This is a genomic window from Pedobacter sp. ok626 (assembly GCF_900100435.1).
Classification (GTDB): Bacteria; Bacteroidota; Bacteroidia; order Sphingobacteriales; family Sphingobacteriaceae; genus Pedobacter.
Map to the genome: position 1 here is coordinate 156231 of NZ_FNEX01000007.1, position 15828 is coordinate 172058.

Here is a 15828-nt window from a genome sequence, read left to right on the forward strand (position 1 = left end):
CCGAATTCTTTACAAAACTCGGCATTCTATATGTTTAATACAAATTACAATCCTGCACCGTGACAGTTTTTGTATTTCTTACCACTACCACAAGGACAAAGGTCGTTTCTACCTACAGTAACTTCTTTACGAATCGGTTGCTGAGGGGCCAGTTCACGAGTATCATCCATTACATCCGCAGTGCTGCTTGAATGTCCAAACTCAGGTTTAGACATTTTCAATCTGCTTGGTGCAGGTCTTGGTGCCTGTGCTTCTCTGATATCATTTGGGTCTGCCTGTACAGGGATCCCGCCTTTATATAAGAAACTTACCACCTCTTTGTTCACAGCATTCAGCATGTTTTTGAACAAGTTAAAGGCCTCCATTTTATAAATGATCAATGGATCTTTTTGCTCATAAACCGCATTTTGCACCGACTGCTTCAATTCGTCCATTTCACGTAAATGCTCTTTCCATGATTCATCGATCAAGGCCAGTACAATCGTTTTCTCAAATGACTTAGTAATCTCACGACCTCCATTGTCTATTGCCTTTTTAAGACTAACAGGTACTTGTATGCTACGTAATCCATCTGTAAACGGAACAACGATTTGCTCAATCTGCTCACCACGTTCTGCAAACACCTGGTTCAATACCGGCATCGCCTGACTAATGATCGCATCTGATTTCCTTGCATAGAAAGCAGTAACCTCTTCAAACAATTTATCTGTTAAATGATGAATACCTTTAGATGTGAATTCTGCCTCATCAATACTTGTATCTGCAGAGAAGTTTTTAATTACTTCCAGTTTAAAACCTTCGTAATTACCTTCTTCTTTATATTCAGTTACGATATCTTCTGCAACATCAAACACCATATTGCTCATGTCTACATCTAAACGATCGCCAAACAAGGCATTTCTACGTTTCGAATAGATCACAGTACGTTGTGAGTTCATTACGTCATCATACTCCAGCAAACGCTTACGGATACCAAAGTTATTTTCTTCAACTTTCTTCTGGGCACGCTCAATAGATTTGGTAATCATTGAATGCTGAATCACTTCACCATCTTCAATACCCATTTTCACCATGATGCTAGAAATCCTTTCAGATCCGAATAACCTCATTAAGTTATCTTCAAGAGATACGAAGAATTGAGATGAACCTGGATCACCCTGACGACCGGCACGACCGCGTAACTGTCTGTCTACACGACGAGACTCATGACGCTCAGTACCTACAATCGCTAAACCACCAGCTTCCTTAACGCCTGGGCCTAATTTAATATCCGTACCACGACCAGCCATGTTGGTTGCAATCGTAACCTGACCAGCCTGACCAGCTTCAGCAACAATATCCGCCTCTTTCTGGTGCATCTTCGCGTTCAACACATTGTGCTTAATTCCACGAAGCTTCAACATCCTGCTTAGTAATTCCGAAATCTCTACCGAAGTTGTACCCACCAATACCGGACGGCCTGCTTGCGTTAGTTTTACAATTTCTTCTGCTACTGCATTGTATTTTTCGCGTACGGTACGGTACACATAATCCTGATGATCTTTTCTTGAAATTACTCTGTTTGTAGGAATTTCTACCACATCCAATTTATAGATAGACCAGAACTCGCCTGCTTCCGTAGTCGCAGTACCCGTCATACCGCAAAGCTTGTGGTACATTCTAAAGAAGTTCTGTAAAGTAACAGTAGCGTAAGTTTGCGAAGCATCTTCTACTTTCACATTCTCTTTAGCTTCAATTGCCTGGTGTAAACCATCAGAATAACGACGACCATCCATAATACGGCCAGTCTGCTCATCAACAATTTTAATCTTTCCTTCATCGATGATGTATTCTACATCAATCTCGAACAAAGTATAAGCTTTCAACAACTGGTTTACAGAGTGAATGCGTTCCGCTTTGATTGAATAATCGCGCATTAAAGCATCTTTCTTCGCAATTTTCTCTTCGCTGCTTAATGATGATTTCTCGATCTCTGCAATCTCAGTACCTACATCAGGCAATACAAAGAAATGTGCATCCTCACCAGATTTAGTGATCAGCTCAATACCTTTTTCGGTCAATTCAACCTGGTTGTTTTTCTCATCAATGTAGAAGAACAGTTCCGAATCTACCTTAGGCATATTCTTAGACTGATCAGCCATATAATGATTCTCTGTTTTCAATAAGGTTTGTTTTACACTACCCTCACTCAAAAACTTAATCAAGGCTTTATTTTTAGGCAAACCACGGTGAGCACGTAATAGCGCTAAACCACCTTCACCTTCTTCGGTTCCGGCTTTACCATCGTTAATTAATTTCTTAGCTTCATTCAAAGCTCTGGTTACATATTCTTTCTGTGCGTTTACCAGGCGTTCAATCCTTGGTTTCAACTCATGAAACTCATGCTGATCACCAAAAGGAACAGGTCCAGAAATAATCAAAGGTGTACGGGCATCATCAATCAATACTGAATCGACCTCATCCACCATTGCAAAATGCAATTTGCGTTGTACCAATTGGTCTGGAGTCTGCGACATGTTGTCACGCAGGTAATCAAAACCAAATTCGTTGTTGGTACCGTATGTAATGTCAGCCAAATAAGCGTTTCTACGCTCTTGCGAGTTTGGCTCATGCTTATCGATACAATCTACCGAGATACCGTGGAATTCAAATAATGGACCATTCCATTCCGAGTCACGACGAGCAAGGTAATCATTCACCGTTACGATGTGTACACCTTGTCCGGCTAGTGCATTCAGGTATGCTGGCAATGTACTTACTAAGGTTTTACCCTCACCAGTAGCCATCTCGGCAATTTTACCACTATGCAACACCATACCACCGATCAACTGCACATCATAATGCACCATGTTCCAAACCACTTCTACACCGGCAGCTTCCCAACGGTTTGACCAAAGTGCTTTATCGCCTTGAATTACAACGTTTTTCTTACGAGCAGCATAATCACGATCAAACTGTGTCGCGGTCACTTCCAACGTTTCGTTTTCAGAAAGACGTCTAGAAGTTTCTTTCACTACCGCAAAAGCTTCTGGTAGGATTTGTTGCAAAACCACCTCAAGTTCTTTATCGCGATCTTTAATCAAGGCATCAATCTGATCGTATAAAGCTGTTTTTTCAGTTAATGACAATTCCTGACTTTCACCATCCACTTTTAAAGCAGCGATTTTACCATCAATTTCAGCTAAGGCTTTCGCAATAACATCCTTAAAGTATACTGTTTTATTACGCAGTTCATCGTTGCTTAATGAAGCTAACTTTGCGTATTCCTCGTTCGTTTTTGCAACAAGAGGTTGTAAGGCCTTTATATCTCTTTCTGATTTGCTTCCAAAAACCTTGGTTAAAAATCCTAACATATTATGTTTTGTGTTTATTTCTTTTAAAATGATCAAATTACAACAACCAAGCCATGTAGCCAAATGAGCCACAATGTCAGTTGTAGGGTACTAAAAGTACAAAATATCCTGTACTTGGGGCGGTTAGCCCGTATTTCATTTAACAGGGAGGGGATTATGGACTGTTGTTTTTAGTCTGTTCCTTTATGGTCAGGTCAACTATAATGTAATTATTGATCCTTTGTTTTTCAATCTTTTTCTCAGGCAACAAACCTATTGAGGTCAATTCACTGGCAGACAAAAAGAAAGGATGTCTCTGGTCATCAGGTAAATTCACCCTAACAGATGCAGCATCTTTGTCCACCTGCTGACTGTTACAAAACTTTGTTACCAAGCGCAATCCTTCAATCCGATCAGCCTTTGCAAGGTTGGTCAGACTAAAAAAGACTAACGAAAGAGTAACGATATGTTTCATGTTGGCGGCAATAATTTAGTTAAGATGCAATGCTCCAGCCCTCAAATCTAATTTTAATCTTTTAAATAATGAAATTCAAGACTCAGAAATTACATTTCACCCCCGCTAAATTCAATCATTTACTGAGGATTTAACTCCTTCAACTCTTCAAGATCCGCCCGAAAACCCTTCTCATCTTCTCCCAAATTAGGCCATTCTGGTTTCTTCCCAGCGTAATAATAGGAAAAAACCATCACCGCAGCCAAACAGAGTATGGAAATAATTGCACCGGATATCCCCGATTTCGGTATGTAGATTATAATACGCCCAAAAGAGAGCAGCATAGAAGAACAAAACATAAATATGACTGTATATCTCAAAAGCCTTCTGTATTTTACATAAACAGCGATGATATGCAGTAGTGATTCCTGTAGGTTTTGCCTATCCAGACTTATTTCTTTAAGCGCCATGCGCGCCTTGAACAAAAAGATCACCATCACTATACAGCTTAAGACTAAAGCTGCAAGCGGCAGATACTGTGCCCTTGAGGTATAATCGAAAGGATTCCCGAAGAAACAAAATGTAAGGCAGACCGCGTAAAACATAAAAAGACATATCATCTCAGTATAACGCTTTCTAATCCTGGCTATTCTGGAAACAGATCTTTCCTTGATCATACTTGCAATCACCTTCTGGTTAATTTCTTCTGTAGCCTGTAATCTGCTATCATATTCTAGCCATGCTGTTTTCAACTCATCTAAGTTCATAACGATCTGATTTAATAATTTTTTCCAATTTGATCTTAATCCGGGTGATCCTCACCCCTACATTACTTTTACTTATCCCGATGACATCGCTAATCTCATCATAGGTCTTATCTTCCAGGTGCAACAAGATGATGGCCTTTTCTATCTCTGTTAAGCAATCAATGGCCCGTTTAAGTAGCGACATCTGTTCATCTTCTTCAGGATAAGCGCCCAGATCAGGAATTTGAAACTCATCCGTTGAAATCCCCCTGCTTTCAGGTCTCCGGCTTGTTTTCCTGAAATTAGTAATAGCCGTATTCAATGCAATCCGGTACATCCAGGTACTCGGCTTCGATTCCTGTCTGAAGGAAGGAAAAGCTTTCCAAAGCTGCAACACGACCTCCTGGAACAGATCATTTTTATCTTCCTGATCCAAGCCATATAAGTTGCAGACTTTGTATATAATTCCACGATGTATGTTGATCATTTCGACAAATGCATGCTCCATCATATTTCAATTTGCACAATAAGTCGCAGTGGCTAGATAAAAATTACACATTCGATAAAAATAACTAATTTACCCATCCAGATCACCCAATATTATTGTATGTCAGATTTCCGTTTAACTGTTTTTCATACTGTTGCCAAAAGACTTAGCTTCACTAAGGCTGCTGAAGAGTTATTCATTAGTCAGCCAGCTGTTACAAAGCATATTCATGAGCTAGAGCAGGAATATAACAGCAAATTATTTGACCGTAACGGAAACACCATTAAGCTTACTCCTGCCGGAAATCTATTGTTAAAACATGCAGAAACCATTTTTGCCATTTATAGGGCTATAGATTTTGACATGAATGCGCTACAACAGAAAGATAAAGGCTTGTTGCACCTTGGTGCAAGTACAACCATATCTCAATATATTATTGCGCCAATTCTAGCTGGCTTTAAAAAGAAATTTGCTGAGATTGAATTAAAACTGATTACGGGCAATACGGAACAAATAGAAAAAGCATTAATCGACAAAGAAATTGAACTTGGTATTGTAGAAGGCCAGTCGAAAAATCAGGAAATCAGTTATTCCGACTTTATCGAAGATGAGATTGTATTGGTTTGCCATAAAGACCACCCTCTTGCAAAAACAACAGAAATTGCGGCTTCAGAGCTTCCATCCTACAATTTTATTGTGCGTGAACAGGGATCTGGAACACGTCAGGTGATTGATCATGCATTAAAAACGCAAGGTCTAAACTTATCCGACTTACCTGTCGAGATTCAATTAGGCAACACAGAAAGCATCAAAGCATACCTATTACACTCTACAGCAGTAGCCTTTTTATCAATACACGCAATCAACAGAGAGCTATTAAGTGAAGAGTTACGCATTATAGAGATTAAAGACATCAGTATAACCAGAAACTTCTATTTCATTCACCTTAAGGGCAAATCAGACCCTATTGCGGAGAAAATGATGCGGTTTGCAAGGCTGCATTATAACTTAAAGTAATGTCCGATAAACATTCGGAATAACAATACCCCAACATACCGGGGTACTTTTGCAGTATTAAATCTGCAACACGAATGGAATACCCTACAAAACATCTAAGTCAAAAAATCATCTTTATAGCCGCCGCAGTACTTTCATTGCTCCCATTTATCTCTCCGGCAATCGCTTTATTAATGGGACTGATACTGGCACAAGTAATGGAGCATCCTTATGCTGCTGCAAGTCAAAAAGCAACACATATTTTATTAAAAATCTCTGTTATTGGCCTGGGCTTCGGAATGAATATCTTTAGCACTATCGAAGCCGGTAAAGAGGGAATATTATTTACCATTGCCTCTATATTTGGTGTATTAACGATAGGCTACCTCATCGGAAGATTGCTTAAAATAGACTTCAAAACTTCCTCTCTGATATCTGCCGGGACTGCGATCTGTGGTGGAAGCGCAATTGCAGCACTTTCTCCGGTCATAAAAGCAAATCCGAAGCAAATTTCTGTTGCCTTAGGAACGGTATTTATTCTCAACTCCATTGCCCTATTCCTATTTCCCCTGATTGGCCATTTACTTCACCTTACGCAAACCCAATTTGGTCTATGGTGCGCCATTGCTATCCATGACACGAGTTCTGTTGTAGGTGCAGCAAGTAAATATGGCGAACAGGCGCTTCAAATAGCGACTACAGTGAAACTTGCAAGGGCGTTGTGGATCATCCCGGTATCCCTTGCAGCAACTTATGTCTTTAAAACCGACAAGACTAAAATGCAAATCCCCTACTTTATTGGTTTATTTATTTTAGCCATCCTCGCAAACACCTATCTGCCGTTGATCACCAAAGCGGGACCTTATTTAGTTGCTTTTGCTAAAGCAGGATTAAGCTTAACCTTATTCCTCATCGGTTCAGGCTTATCGTTTAAAACCTTTAAAAGTGTTGGTATTAGTCCGCTTGTTCAGGGCACTACCTTATGGATATTGATATCGATTGCCAGCCTTTGTGCTATTATGATATTAGCAAAGGGTTAACCAATCTCAAAAGCATCCAAATTAAGCGTATTTTCATTCATTAATTCGATTATGTAATGACATTCATTCACCGTCATTCTCGAATATTGATTTCCCATATATTTAAAACATACGGTTAGCACCTAGGTTAATTAAATATAAGACTATCATCTAGTGGTGTGTTCTTTTCATCTTCATAATAAAAATAGCTTCCTATTAAACGGTTATCTTTCGAAATCAATTGAAGCTTCACTTCTATTACAAACTTGTCAAGTTTACGTTGAAAAAACTGCACACGTATAAAATCCTCCATCAGAATAATTTCATCTATTTGAACATCAATCTCATCTTTTAGATAATTATTATCCGGATTCGAAATACATTTATCAAAGGAAAGCTTTGCTTTCAAATATAGATCTTCAAAAAAATCAACTTCTAGTTTTATCATTTATCCAAATATTTATTGGCCTTTACAAGCTTGTTTTTGATCGCTTTTTCCCTCCACTTTTATCCAGAAGATGGCGGAACTATGAACTGCACCAAATCAATACTCAAATTTATTCTAGGTTTTTATATCCTTAACCTGAAATATAGGAGACTTAACGCCATCATTTTCTAAAAGAACAAGTTTTTCTTTTTTTACTAATTTTAGTAAGCCGGCATGAACATCATCCAAACTAAAATTTAGCTTGTTCCATTTCTTATTAGTTTTAATAAATTCATACATTTTCCAGGAGGAAAATTTAATAGGAAAATCGTTTTCAGGTAAAAAATCAAATTCGCAAACAATACCGTCACTTTCAAGCCTACAACCTGCACCATGGTAAAAAAAATTATAGTTACCAATTTTCCCATTATTCATATTTATATAATCGGCCTCACTTTTATTTTGACTTCTTAAAAGACTTTTATACCCTTCTATAAAATCCACATAATCAATCAAAATTTCTTTTAAACAGTTCTCCATTAAAATAATCCTTTTTGTATTTCTTGATTCTTACTTTTAAACATTTGCATTGCGTGACTCACATTTAGCTGAATAACATTTAGAGTCTGATTATTTTGAATAGCGGCTTTCATCCTGTTATGCCCGTAGCTCACATTATTCCTACAATTGCAGCGACCTTTTCGGCAGACTGCGCCCCTTTCTCAGTAGATACTAAAGTTTTTAATTTCGCTGGATTGTATTTCAAAAATGAGAATACTCCACACCCCCCAATGAATTCGAAACTTCCAGCTCCTCCAATTGAGGCAAAATTAACTATTTTCCCATCTGAATCTACTTGATATCTGAAGCCGTTCTCATCAGTCCATTCTCTTGGTTTTAACGCATACCAAATTTTTTCCTAATGTAAATGACTTAGCCTCAAGAACTTTTTCACCCTTTCCTGTGGTTAAATCTTCTACAATTTTTCTATCTGAATCCTGCAATGTACCGAAATTACCTTTTAAAAGCTTTCTCATACTATTTAATCCCTCTTGTACTTTTTGAAGATGAGAACCACTCACTGAAGTTTTTGTCCATTTTTGATCTCCTCGATGAAGCGAAACTGTTATACCCTGAAAAAATGAATTGAATAGAACTTCATCACGTTGGGCCCAAATATATCGGTGGGCTTAGTGATGGACTAACTGCATCTATTAATGCTTCATATCATCAAATGATTACAAATGAGTTTAGAAGCCTATATCCCTATGGTCAAGGTGCTATAGCTGACCAAGTGATTAGGCAAAATTTAATGAAAAAAGTCTACGAGAAATTTCCGCTTCCTAAATTGAATCTTAAAATACCCCATATAAACAATAAGCCTGTTAGAGATAATAATATTAATTTGCACATAAATGATAAAAAATGTGGACCCTAAAACAAATATCAAAAGAATTAGGAGGAACTCTTAAATCTCAAAACCTTTTCCATCCAAATTTAGAGGAAATTTCTATCAGAATAATCGAAATTGCGGATTACAAGAATTTTAAAATCAGAATTAATGAATTTCAATCGCAATATGAGATATTTATATCTATAAACTCTCCCTTTATATTTTCTATTAATAATTTTGATAAAATTCTTCCTATTAATAAGTTGGTTGTAGTAGATCTATTTCCCTACAAGGTTTTTGTCTCGAATAAAAATCCATTTTTAAATGAGTCTTTCTTGGAGTTTTGGAGAGCATTTGTACCTATTTTGATCGAATTCAAGCTTTCCAAAGATGAAACTATTGTGTTTTATCAAAACAAAATATCGTTAGTGATTAGTCAGCAAAGATCAATTGGGCAATTTCTATCTATTTTTTTAACGTTGTTAGATAGCAGGAGCAAAATTTTCAATGCGAGTTCCAATAAAGTAAGAATTTTCGCTAGAAATATTCCTAAGAAATTGAGAATACTAAAACCCATATTGGTAAAGTGGGCTCTATCTGATGGTATTGAAAGGCAACAATTAATTGAAAAGACAAGCAAAATTCAAAAAACTAAATTAATAAAAATCGTTAATCCATTGATGAATGATATTAATGGATTTTTGGATTCTTTTAATGATAAAGTCATGAGTGAAGAGGCTATTCAAATAGGTAAGTTGGCAGAATTTATAAGTGAATTGATAGTTGAAGGAAATGGAAAAACCACAAAATAGAAGAATTCGATGTTTACATATTGCAGCGGCTAGAACATACAATTCGCGCTGTTCTTTGGTTAATTTACTTACGCCCATAATTTCAAATATTCTTTTCAAAGTTTCTTCTGTCATAATTCTCATTTTTATTCATGAAGAATCTAATCTATTCACAGATAAAAAACACATATTTTAAAAATTAATTTATTTTCCAAAAATCCTAATCCCCGATATATTTTCGTTTTATACAGAAAAACGACCAATTTACCTCTTGTCCATTTCAGCATTAGGGCAAACAGCCTTCAAGCTCCAGCATAAAAAATCATTTTTCCTCAAAAACAACCTGCATTATCAGCTACAAAATAAAATTTCAATTCTTTTGCTAAATCATTTTAGTATAGCTATGTTTGAATAAATTATCTCTATTAATTAAGCCATATTCTAACCAAATTCAACCTTAAACCATGCAACAAAAAGCTGCCTTTACAGACAAAAAATTCCTTGTCACCCTAGTATTTGTCACCTCACTTTTTATGTTCTGGGGTATCGCCATTACCATGGCTGATGTACTGAACAAACACTTTCAGCATACCATGAGTCTTTCAAAAACACAATCTGCCTTTGTACAGTTTGCAGTCTTTGGCGCTTATGCTGTAATGGGAATCCCAGCTGGTCTGTTTATGAAACGCTTTGGCTACAAGAAAGGCGTACTGTTAGGTCTTTCACTTTTTGCTTTAGGTGCTTTTCTATTTATACCTGCGGCCAATATCTCTTCGTTTGCCTTTTTTGGCATTGCCTTATTTATAGTTGGCTGTGGATTATCTACCCTGGAAACAGTCGCTCACCCTTTTGTTGCTTCTTTAGGCGATCAGCGCACCAGCGATCTGCGTATCAATTTTGCCCAAATGTTTAATGCAGTCGGAGCTATTATAGGCCCACTAATTGGTGGATATTTTTTATTGAGTAATAATGTTGTAGGCAGCACCGACTTAACTTCTGTTAAAGTTCTATATGCGGTAATCGGCTTAGTTATACTCGCAGTTGCAGTATCTTTTTCTTTTGTAAAAGTACCACCAACCACAGATCCACATGCAGTTTCAGCAGCAGACGCTGACGCAGTGAACGTGGATGTTGCACCCGATAAGAAACTATTCGACCACAAACATTTTGTTTGGGCAGTTGCAGCGCAGTTTTTTAACGTAGCTGCTCAGGCAGGTACATGGGCCTTTTTCATCAATTACGTTCATGAAATAGTGGGTTTCAGTGATGAAAAAGCCTCTTATTTTATGGGCGTCTTCATGGGTATGATGCTTACGGGACGTATTTTGGGCACCTTTTTAATGCGCTTTATCTCACCAAACAAATTGTTGGCAACATTTGCACTAGGTAATATCATCATGTGTATCATCGTAGCACAAAGCTTGGGTATGGTGTCATTCTTTGCGTTGTTAATGATTAACTTTTTCTTTAGCATCATGTTCCCTACCATATTCAGTCTTGGCCTTAAAAATATGGGTTCACGTACGCAACAGGCTGCATCATTTTTATCGATGGGTGTAGTAGGTGGTGCATTCTTCCCTTTTGTTATGGGTTATGCTGCAGATCAATTTGGTATCGCTCATGCTTATTATGCCCCGATCATTTGTTATATCGTGATCTTCCTATTCGCTTACAAATTTTATAAAGTAAAACACTAATACATAGGAAGTCCGCATAAAACACATTTAGAACTAATATGGGTAAACTTTCAATTAAAGATATTGCACAACAATGCAATACATCAATAACTACAGTTTCCTTTGTGCTTAACGGCAGGGCAGAAGAAAAACGGATCAGCAAAGAGCTTAAAGAAAGGATCCTTAAAACCATTGAAGATACCGGTTACAAGCAAAACCAGTTTGCGAGAGGCATGAGGACCGGGAAGACCAATATCATTGGTTTGATCATAGAGGATATTTCTAACGCTTTTTTTTCGGCGGTAGCCAGAATCATAGAAGAAAACGCTTACAAAAGAGGATATAAGATAATTTATTGCAGCACAGACGACAACACAGAGAAGACCAAAGAACTTATTAAACTCTTTGTAGAAAGGAACTTAGATGGCTATATCATTACACCTCCAAAGGGAATCGAAGATGAAATTCAATCTCTAATTAACCAGAAAATACCGGTAGTTCTTTTTGACCGGTATTTTCCTGGGTTAGAGACAGACTATGTTGTGGTAGATAACTTCAATGGCGCTAAAAAAGCAGTCCAACACTTGTTTGATGCTGGTTTTGTAAACATCGGATTGATCACCACCACATCGGATTTAACCCAAATGCAGGAAAGACTCGATGGTTACGAAGAAGCAATCGCGGAAAATGGGAAAAAACCGAAAATATTAAAAATACCATTTGATAACTCTGCCGAGCAGAACATTGAAACCATAAGTTCCTATCTAAAAAAGAACAAGGATTTAGATGCCATTTTTTTCTCCACCAATTACCTGGCATTCAGAGGGCTTGAGGCAATAAATGAACTTAAAATGAAAATCCCCGAGGATATAGCTATTGTGGCTTTTGACGATCAGGAGTTTTTCAAAATCTATAACCCTTCTATAACCGCGGTTTCGCAGCCTATAAAAGACATATCCATTAAGTTAATTGATATTTTACTACAAAAAATGGAGTCTATAGATAAACCAATAGAAAAAGTCATTCTGCCTACAAATCTGATTATTCGCAATTCTTCAATCAAAATCAAGTAGATTATCCTGCCGAAGGAAGACATTACCAGTTCTATTTTCATTATTTAAACTTAAACTGTGATAATTTAGCTAAAGCGGTATATTTGCTGAACAATAAACGCTGCTCACACCATAAAAACAACAAATCAGACATAGATGAATATCTTACTATTAGGTTCCGGAGGCAGAGAAAGTGCCCTTGCATGGAAAATCAGCCAGTCTTCGCAATGCTCACAACTATTTATCGCACCAGGTAATGGCGGTACGAATGCTTACGGTAAAAACGTAAACATCAACCCAAATAACTTCGAAGCGGTAAAAGCGCTGGTACTTAAAGAAGCGATAACATTAGTCGTAGTTGGTCCGGAAGAACCACTAGTAAATGGTATTCATGATTTCTTTACAAACGATGATGACCTGGCCAAAACTCCGGTAATCGGACCGAAAAAAGAAGGCGCCATACTTGAAGGAAGCAAAGACTTCTCTAAACAGTTTATGGCACGCCATGGCATTCCTACACCAGGCTCAGCGTCATTTACCAACGAAACATTACAACAAGGCTTAGCATACCTGGATAACCACAGCCTACCAGTGGTATTGAAAGCAGATGGTCTCGCAGCAGGTAAAGGCGTGGTGATTTGCCAAACAATCGCTGAAGCTAAAGATGAATTACAACTGATGCTAGGTGGTAAATTTGGTACTGCCGGATCACTGGTTGTCATAGAGGAATACCTAACAGGTATTGAGCTTTCTGTATTTGTACTTACTGATGGCGATAACTACGTAATCTTACCTGAAGCAAAAGATTACAAAAAAATTGGTCAGGCTGATACCGGCTTAAACACCGGCGGTATGGGCTCTGTTTCACCAGTACCTTTTGCCGACAAAAAGTTCATGGATGCAGTAGAAGAAAGCATCATTAAACCAACTATTAACGGCTTAAAGAAAGATAAAATCGACTATACCGGCTTTATTTTCTTCGGTTTATTTAAAGTTGGCGACAAGCCAATGATTATCGAATACAATTGCCGCATGGGCGATCCGGAAACGGAAAGCGTAATGCTAAGGATCGAAAACGACCTTGTTGAATTATTCATGGCAACCGCTAAGAAAAAACTAAAAGATTATAAGCTAAATATCAGTCCTAAAAATGCCGCAACGGTGATGATTGTTGCTGGTGGTTACCCGGGCGAATACGAAAAAGGAAAAGCCATTTCTGGAATTGAGAATGTACGCCAATCCTTGGTATTCCACGCAGGAACAGCTCTTGAAGGTGGAGTAGTAAAAACCAATGGCGGACGAGTTTTAGCAGTCTCAAGCTTACAAGACAGTCAATTTGAAGCCCTACAATCGGCAACAGCTGATGCCTCACGCATTTACTTCGATGGTAAGTACTTCAGGGAAGATATAGGTTTTGATCTCGTATAATGCATTAAAACATTAACCATGCAAAAGGGCGTATCATTTTTTATGACACGCCCTTTTTATAGCTTATAAATGAAATAACTAAGGTTGAACCGGCAATTTCAGTCCAGAAATACCTGTCACGACTTCTTCCTCCTCTTTCTTACCTTTTTTGTTTTTCTTCTTTTTAGCACCGCCATTTAAACGGTCTTCCAGTACTTTTTCAAACTCAGGGAGTTGATCCCCTTTTAAGATCGTTCTAATATTGTCATTGGTATCATTCTGAAGCTTATAGAACTTTGTTACATCATCTTCTTTAGATGTTCCTGCCTGCTGCCTTTTAATCAAATCCAACTGCTGCTTTGACATATCGAACACGTAATTATAAATCACACTTTTCTGTGTTGGGGTCAGCTTCAATCTTTTTTCTAGCTCATCAACACTTTTAACAGTCATTTCTTGTGCTGTAGGCATTTTCTGCTGTGCTTTAATGAAGGTGTTAAAACCCAATAACAGCATTACAGCTAAAATATATCTTTTCATGATCATGTAATTGTATTGGCGCAATTTAAAAATAAAATAGGGATTCTCCTCGGAGTCTGGAATCTTTTCCTGAAGAAGGAAAATCTTCCTAGGTCTCCTCGGAAAACCCAATTTTCCCCTCACAAATCCCATAACCTGCATACAGCATAGAATTAGCAGGAAACTCTAGTACGTAAAAAGGGCAAATAAACCGGTTAACCCGACCTATTCGCCCTTTTTACTATTTGATAGGAAGCAGTTCCTTGTTTTTTGTCAGGAGGAAAATTACCTTCTCAGAAAGAGCCTCAGCGTTCTTCGCCCTTCAGCGAAGCAATGCAGCTCTTGAGGAGAATGGTTATTTTCCCGCCTTATTTAAAACCTCAGCCAATTTCTTGTGCAACTCTTCACCTCTAACATTTTTAGCGATGATTTTACCTGTTGGATCGATCAAGAAGTTTGCAGGGATACCACGTACACCGTACATTTTTGAAGCTGCATTGTCCCAACCTTTCAAGTCAGACAATTGAGTCCATGCTAAACCATCTTTTGCGATAGCAGCTAACCAAGCATCTTTTTTACCTGGGTTATCTAAAGAAACACCAAGAACAGTAAAGTTTTGATCTTTGAACTTGTTGTAAGCAGCTACCACGTTAGGGTTTTCACCACGACATGGACCGCACCATGAAGCCCAGAAATCAAGCAATACATATTTTCCACGGAAGTCAGACAATTTAACTGGTTTATCATTCACATCATTTTGAGTGAAATCCATTGCCATTTGACCTACGCCTGTCTTTTTAGCTGATTCGATTTCCTGGCTAATGTTTTTACCTAGATCAGTTGCTTTTACAGCTGCAGAGAATTTATTGAATCCAGCTTCAGTACCTTTAAGGTCAGCATCTAGATCCATAGTTTCTTTATAAGCTACTAAACCAACATAAGAATTAAGGTTAGCCGCAGAAAACTGCTTGTTTAATACATCAAATTCTTTTCTGATAGCTTCATCACGGCTATAAACCGTTTTCATGTAAGCCTCGTCTTTTTTCTCCTCAGGAGACTTGCTGCGATATTCAGCCATTAAAGCTGCATTTTTATCACTAGCAGATTTAGTTAATGCTTTGTATTTAGCATCATCCTCATTTACTTTAGAACCTTTGATAACAGCATGCACTAATGAATCTGATGTTGATACCACTTGCATTGCAACTGGCTCAAGATAGAACATAATTGCATCAGGAGCAGTACCACGTACAGTCGGTGCAGCATGTTTAACCCTAAGAGAAGCTTGAGTTATTCCTGAAATTGGTCCTGCGAAAGCGAATTTACCGCCAACGATATCTACAGAATCAATAACTTGTTTAGCCCTTGGGCCATAATATAAGTAGGCCTTTGCAGGTGAACCTAAGTTCCCTACCTTACCTGTAATTGCAAATTTGCTTTGCGCCATAACGGCAGCAGGCAACAAACAAGCCGCGATCAGTGTGATCTTTTTCATAGTTTTTCTTTTATTGAAATAATAAGTTTGGTTA

15 protein-coding genes are annotated in these 15828 nt (G+C 37.8%); 6 read left to right on the forward strand and 9 right to left on the reverse strand.

The window, feature by feature from the left end:
• Positions 1-44: 44 nt before the first annotated feature.
• The 4 genes from secA to BLS35_RS12025 form a co-directional block, all read right to left on the reverse strand.
• Entirely contained in the window at positions 45-3353 is a 3309-nt protein-coding gene (gene secA, locus BLS35_RS12010; protein ID WP_090781230.1) for a preprotein translocase subunit SecA, read from the reverse strand.
• Between the two features lie 154 nt (positions 3354-3507).
• Positions 3508-3807, reverse strand: a complete 300-nt coding sequence (locus tag BLS35_RS12015) for a hypothetical protein (protein WP_090781232.1) — start codon at positions 3805-3807, stop codon at positions 3508-3510.
• 119 nt (positions 3808-3926) lie between these two features.
• On the reverse strand, positions 3927-4553 hold the full coding sequence (locus BLS35_RS12020) for a hypothetical protein (RefSeq protein WP_090781234.1): 627 nt from the start codon (positions 4551-4553) through the stop codon (positions 3927-3929).
• Complete coding sequence (locus BLS35_RS12025) at positions 4540-5043, reverse strand: RNA polymerase sigma factor (protein ID WP_207909105.1); 504 nt, start codon at positions 5041-5043, stop codon at positions 4540-4542. The genes BLS35_RS12020 and BLS35_RS12025 overlap by 14 nt, the downstream gene beginning before the upstream one ends.
• A 96-nt stretch (positions 5044-5139) precedes the next feature.
• On the opposite strand from BLS35_RS12025, the gene BLS35_RS12030 reads away from it, so the two are divergent.
• Positions 5140-6036 carry a LysR family transcriptional regulator gene (locus BLS35_RS12030; protein WP_090781236.1) on the forward strand — a complete coding sequence of 299 codons (897 nt, stop codon included), beginning with the start codon at positions 5140-5142 and terminating at the stop codon, positions 6034-6036.
• A 74-nt stretch (positions 6037-6110) separates the two neighbouring features.
• The gene (locus BLS35_RS12035; protein ID WP_090781239.1) at positions 6111-7055 is read left to right on the forward strand and encodes a YeiH family protein; all 945 of its coding nucleotides are present in this window, start codon (positions 6111-6113) and stop codon (positions 7053-7055) included.
• A 127-nt stretch (positions 7056-7182) separates the two neighbouring features.
• Here BLS35_RS12035 and BLS35_RS12040 read toward each other — a convergent pair whose 3' ends face one another.
• From BLS35_RS12040 to BLS35_RS27785, 3 genes are all read right to left on the reverse strand, one after another.
• Complete coding sequence (locus tag BLS35_RS12040; RefSeq protein WP_090781241.1) at positions 7183-7482, reverse strand: hypothetical protein; 300 nt, start codon at positions 7480-7482, stop codon at positions 7183-7185.
• A 114-nt stretch (positions 7483-7596) separates the two neighbouring features.
• A complete protein-coding gene (locus BLS35_RS12045; RefSeq protein ID WP_090781243.1) occupies positions 7597-8001 on the reverse strand; it encodes a DUF6896 domain-containing protein in 405 nt (134 codons plus the stop codon).
• Positions 8002-8339: 338 nt separating this feature from the next.
• Positions 8340-8498 carry a hypothetical protein gene (locus tag BLS35_RS27785; protein WP_165973301.1) on the reverse strand — a complete coding sequence of 53 codons (159 nt, stop codon included), beginning with the start codon at positions 8496-8498 and terminating at the stop codon, positions 8340-8342.
• Positions 8499-8886: 388 nt separating this feature from the next.
• On the opposite strand from BLS35_RS27785, the gene BLS35_RS12060 reads away from it, so the two are divergent.
• The 4 genes from BLS35_RS12060 to purD all read left to right on the forward strand — a co-directional run bounded on the left by BLS35_RS12060 (position 8887) and on the right by purD (position 13801).
• Positions 8887-9666 carry a hypothetical protein gene (locus BLS35_RS12060; protein WP_090781249.1) on the forward strand — a complete coding sequence of 260 codons (780 nt, stop codon included), beginning with the start codon at positions 8887-8889 and terminating at the stop codon, positions 9664-9666.
• A 443-nt stretch (positions 9667-10109) separates the two neighbouring features.
• Entirely contained in the window at positions 10110-11342 is a 1233-nt protein-coding gene (gene fucP / locus BLS35_RS12065) for an L-fucose:H+ symporter permease (RefSeq protein WP_090781251.1), read from the forward strand.
• A 38-nt stretch (positions 11343-11380) separates the two neighbouring features.
• A complete protein-coding gene (locus tag BLS35_RS12070; RefSeq protein ID WP_090781253.1) occupies positions 11381-12394 on the forward strand; it encodes a LacI family DNA-binding transcriptional regulator in 1014 nt (337 codons plus the stop codon).
• A 135-nt stretch (positions 12395-12529) separates the two neighbouring features.
• Entirely contained in the window at positions 12530-13801 is a 1272-nt protein-coding gene (purD, locus tag BLS35_RS12075) for a phosphoribosylamine--glycine ligase (protein ID WP_090781255.1), read from the forward strand.
• A gap of 78 nt (positions 13802-13879) precedes the next feature.
• Here purD and BLS35_RS12080 read toward each other — a convergent pair whose 3' ends face one another.
• Positions 13880-14320, reverse strand: a complete 441-nt coding sequence (locus BLS35_RS12080) for a hypothetical protein (RefSeq protein ID WP_090781445.1) — start codon at positions 14318-14320, stop codon at positions 13880-13882.
• Positions 14321-14654: 334 nt separating this feature from the next.
• Complete coding sequence (locus tag BLS35_RS12085; RefSeq protein WP_090781257.1) at positions 14655-15794, reverse strand: TlpA disulfide reductase family protein; 1140 nt, start codon at positions 15792-15794, stop codon at positions 14655-14657.
• Positions 15795-15828 lie beyond the last annotated feature (34 nt).

Coding starts and splice junctions, on each gene's coding strand:
- secA (WP_090781230.1), bottom strand. CDS start 3,353: ATGTTAGGATTTTTAACCAAGGTTTTTGGAAGCAAATCAGAAAGAGAT.
- BLS35_RS12015 (WP_090781232.1), bottom strand. CDS start 3,807: ATGAAACATATCGTTACTCTTTCGTTAGTCTTTTTTAGTCTGACCAAC.
- BLS35_RS12020 (WP_090781234.1), bottom strand. CDS start 4,553: ATGAACTTAGATGAGTTGAAAACAGCATGGCTAGAATATGATAGCAGA.
- BLS35_RS12025 (WP_207909105.1), bottom strand. CDS start 5,043: ATGATGGAGCATGCATTTGTCGAAATGATCAACATACATCGTGGAATT.
- BLS35_RS12030 (WP_090781236.1), top strand. CDS start 5,140: ATGTCAGATTTCCGTTTAACTGTTTTTCATACTGTTGCCAAAAGACTT.
- BLS35_RS12035 (WP_090781239.1), top strand. CDS start 6,111: ATGGAATACCCTACAAAACATCTAAGTCAAAAAATCATCTTTATAGCC.
- BLS35_RS12040 (WP_090781241.1), bottom strand. CDS start 7,482: ATGATAAAACTAGAAGTTGATTTTTTTGAAGATCTATATTTGAAAGCA.
- BLS35_RS12045 (WP_090781243.1), bottom strand. CDS start 8,001: ATGGAGAACTGTTTAAAAGAAATTTTGATTGATTATGTGGATTTTATA.
- BLS35_RS27785 (WP_165973301.1), bottom strand. CDS start 8,498: ATGAGAAAGCTTTTAAAAGGTAATTTCGGTACATTGCAGGATTCAGAT.
- BLS35_RS12060 (WP_090781249.1), top strand. CDS start 8,887: ATGTGGACCCTAAAACAAATATCAAAAGAATTAGGAGGAACTCTTAAA.
- fucP (WP_090781251.1), top strand. CDS start 10,110: ATGCAACAAAAAGCTGCCTTTACAGACAAAAAATTCCTTGTCACCCTA.
- BLS35_RS12070 (WP_090781253.1), top strand. CDS start 11,381: ATGGGTAAACTTTCAATTAAAGATATTGCACAACAATGCAATACATCA.
- purD (WP_090781255.1), top strand. CDS start 12,530: ATGAATATCTTACTATTAGGTTCCGGAGGCAGAGAAAGTGCCCTTGCA.
- BLS35_RS12080 (WP_090781445.1), bottom strand. CDS start 14,320: ATGAAAAGATATATTTTAGCTGTAATGCTGTTATTGGGTTTTAACACC.
- BLS35_RS12085 (WP_090781257.1), bottom strand. CDS start 15,794: ATGAAAAAGATCACACTGATCGCGGCTTGTTTGTTGCCTGCTGCCGTT.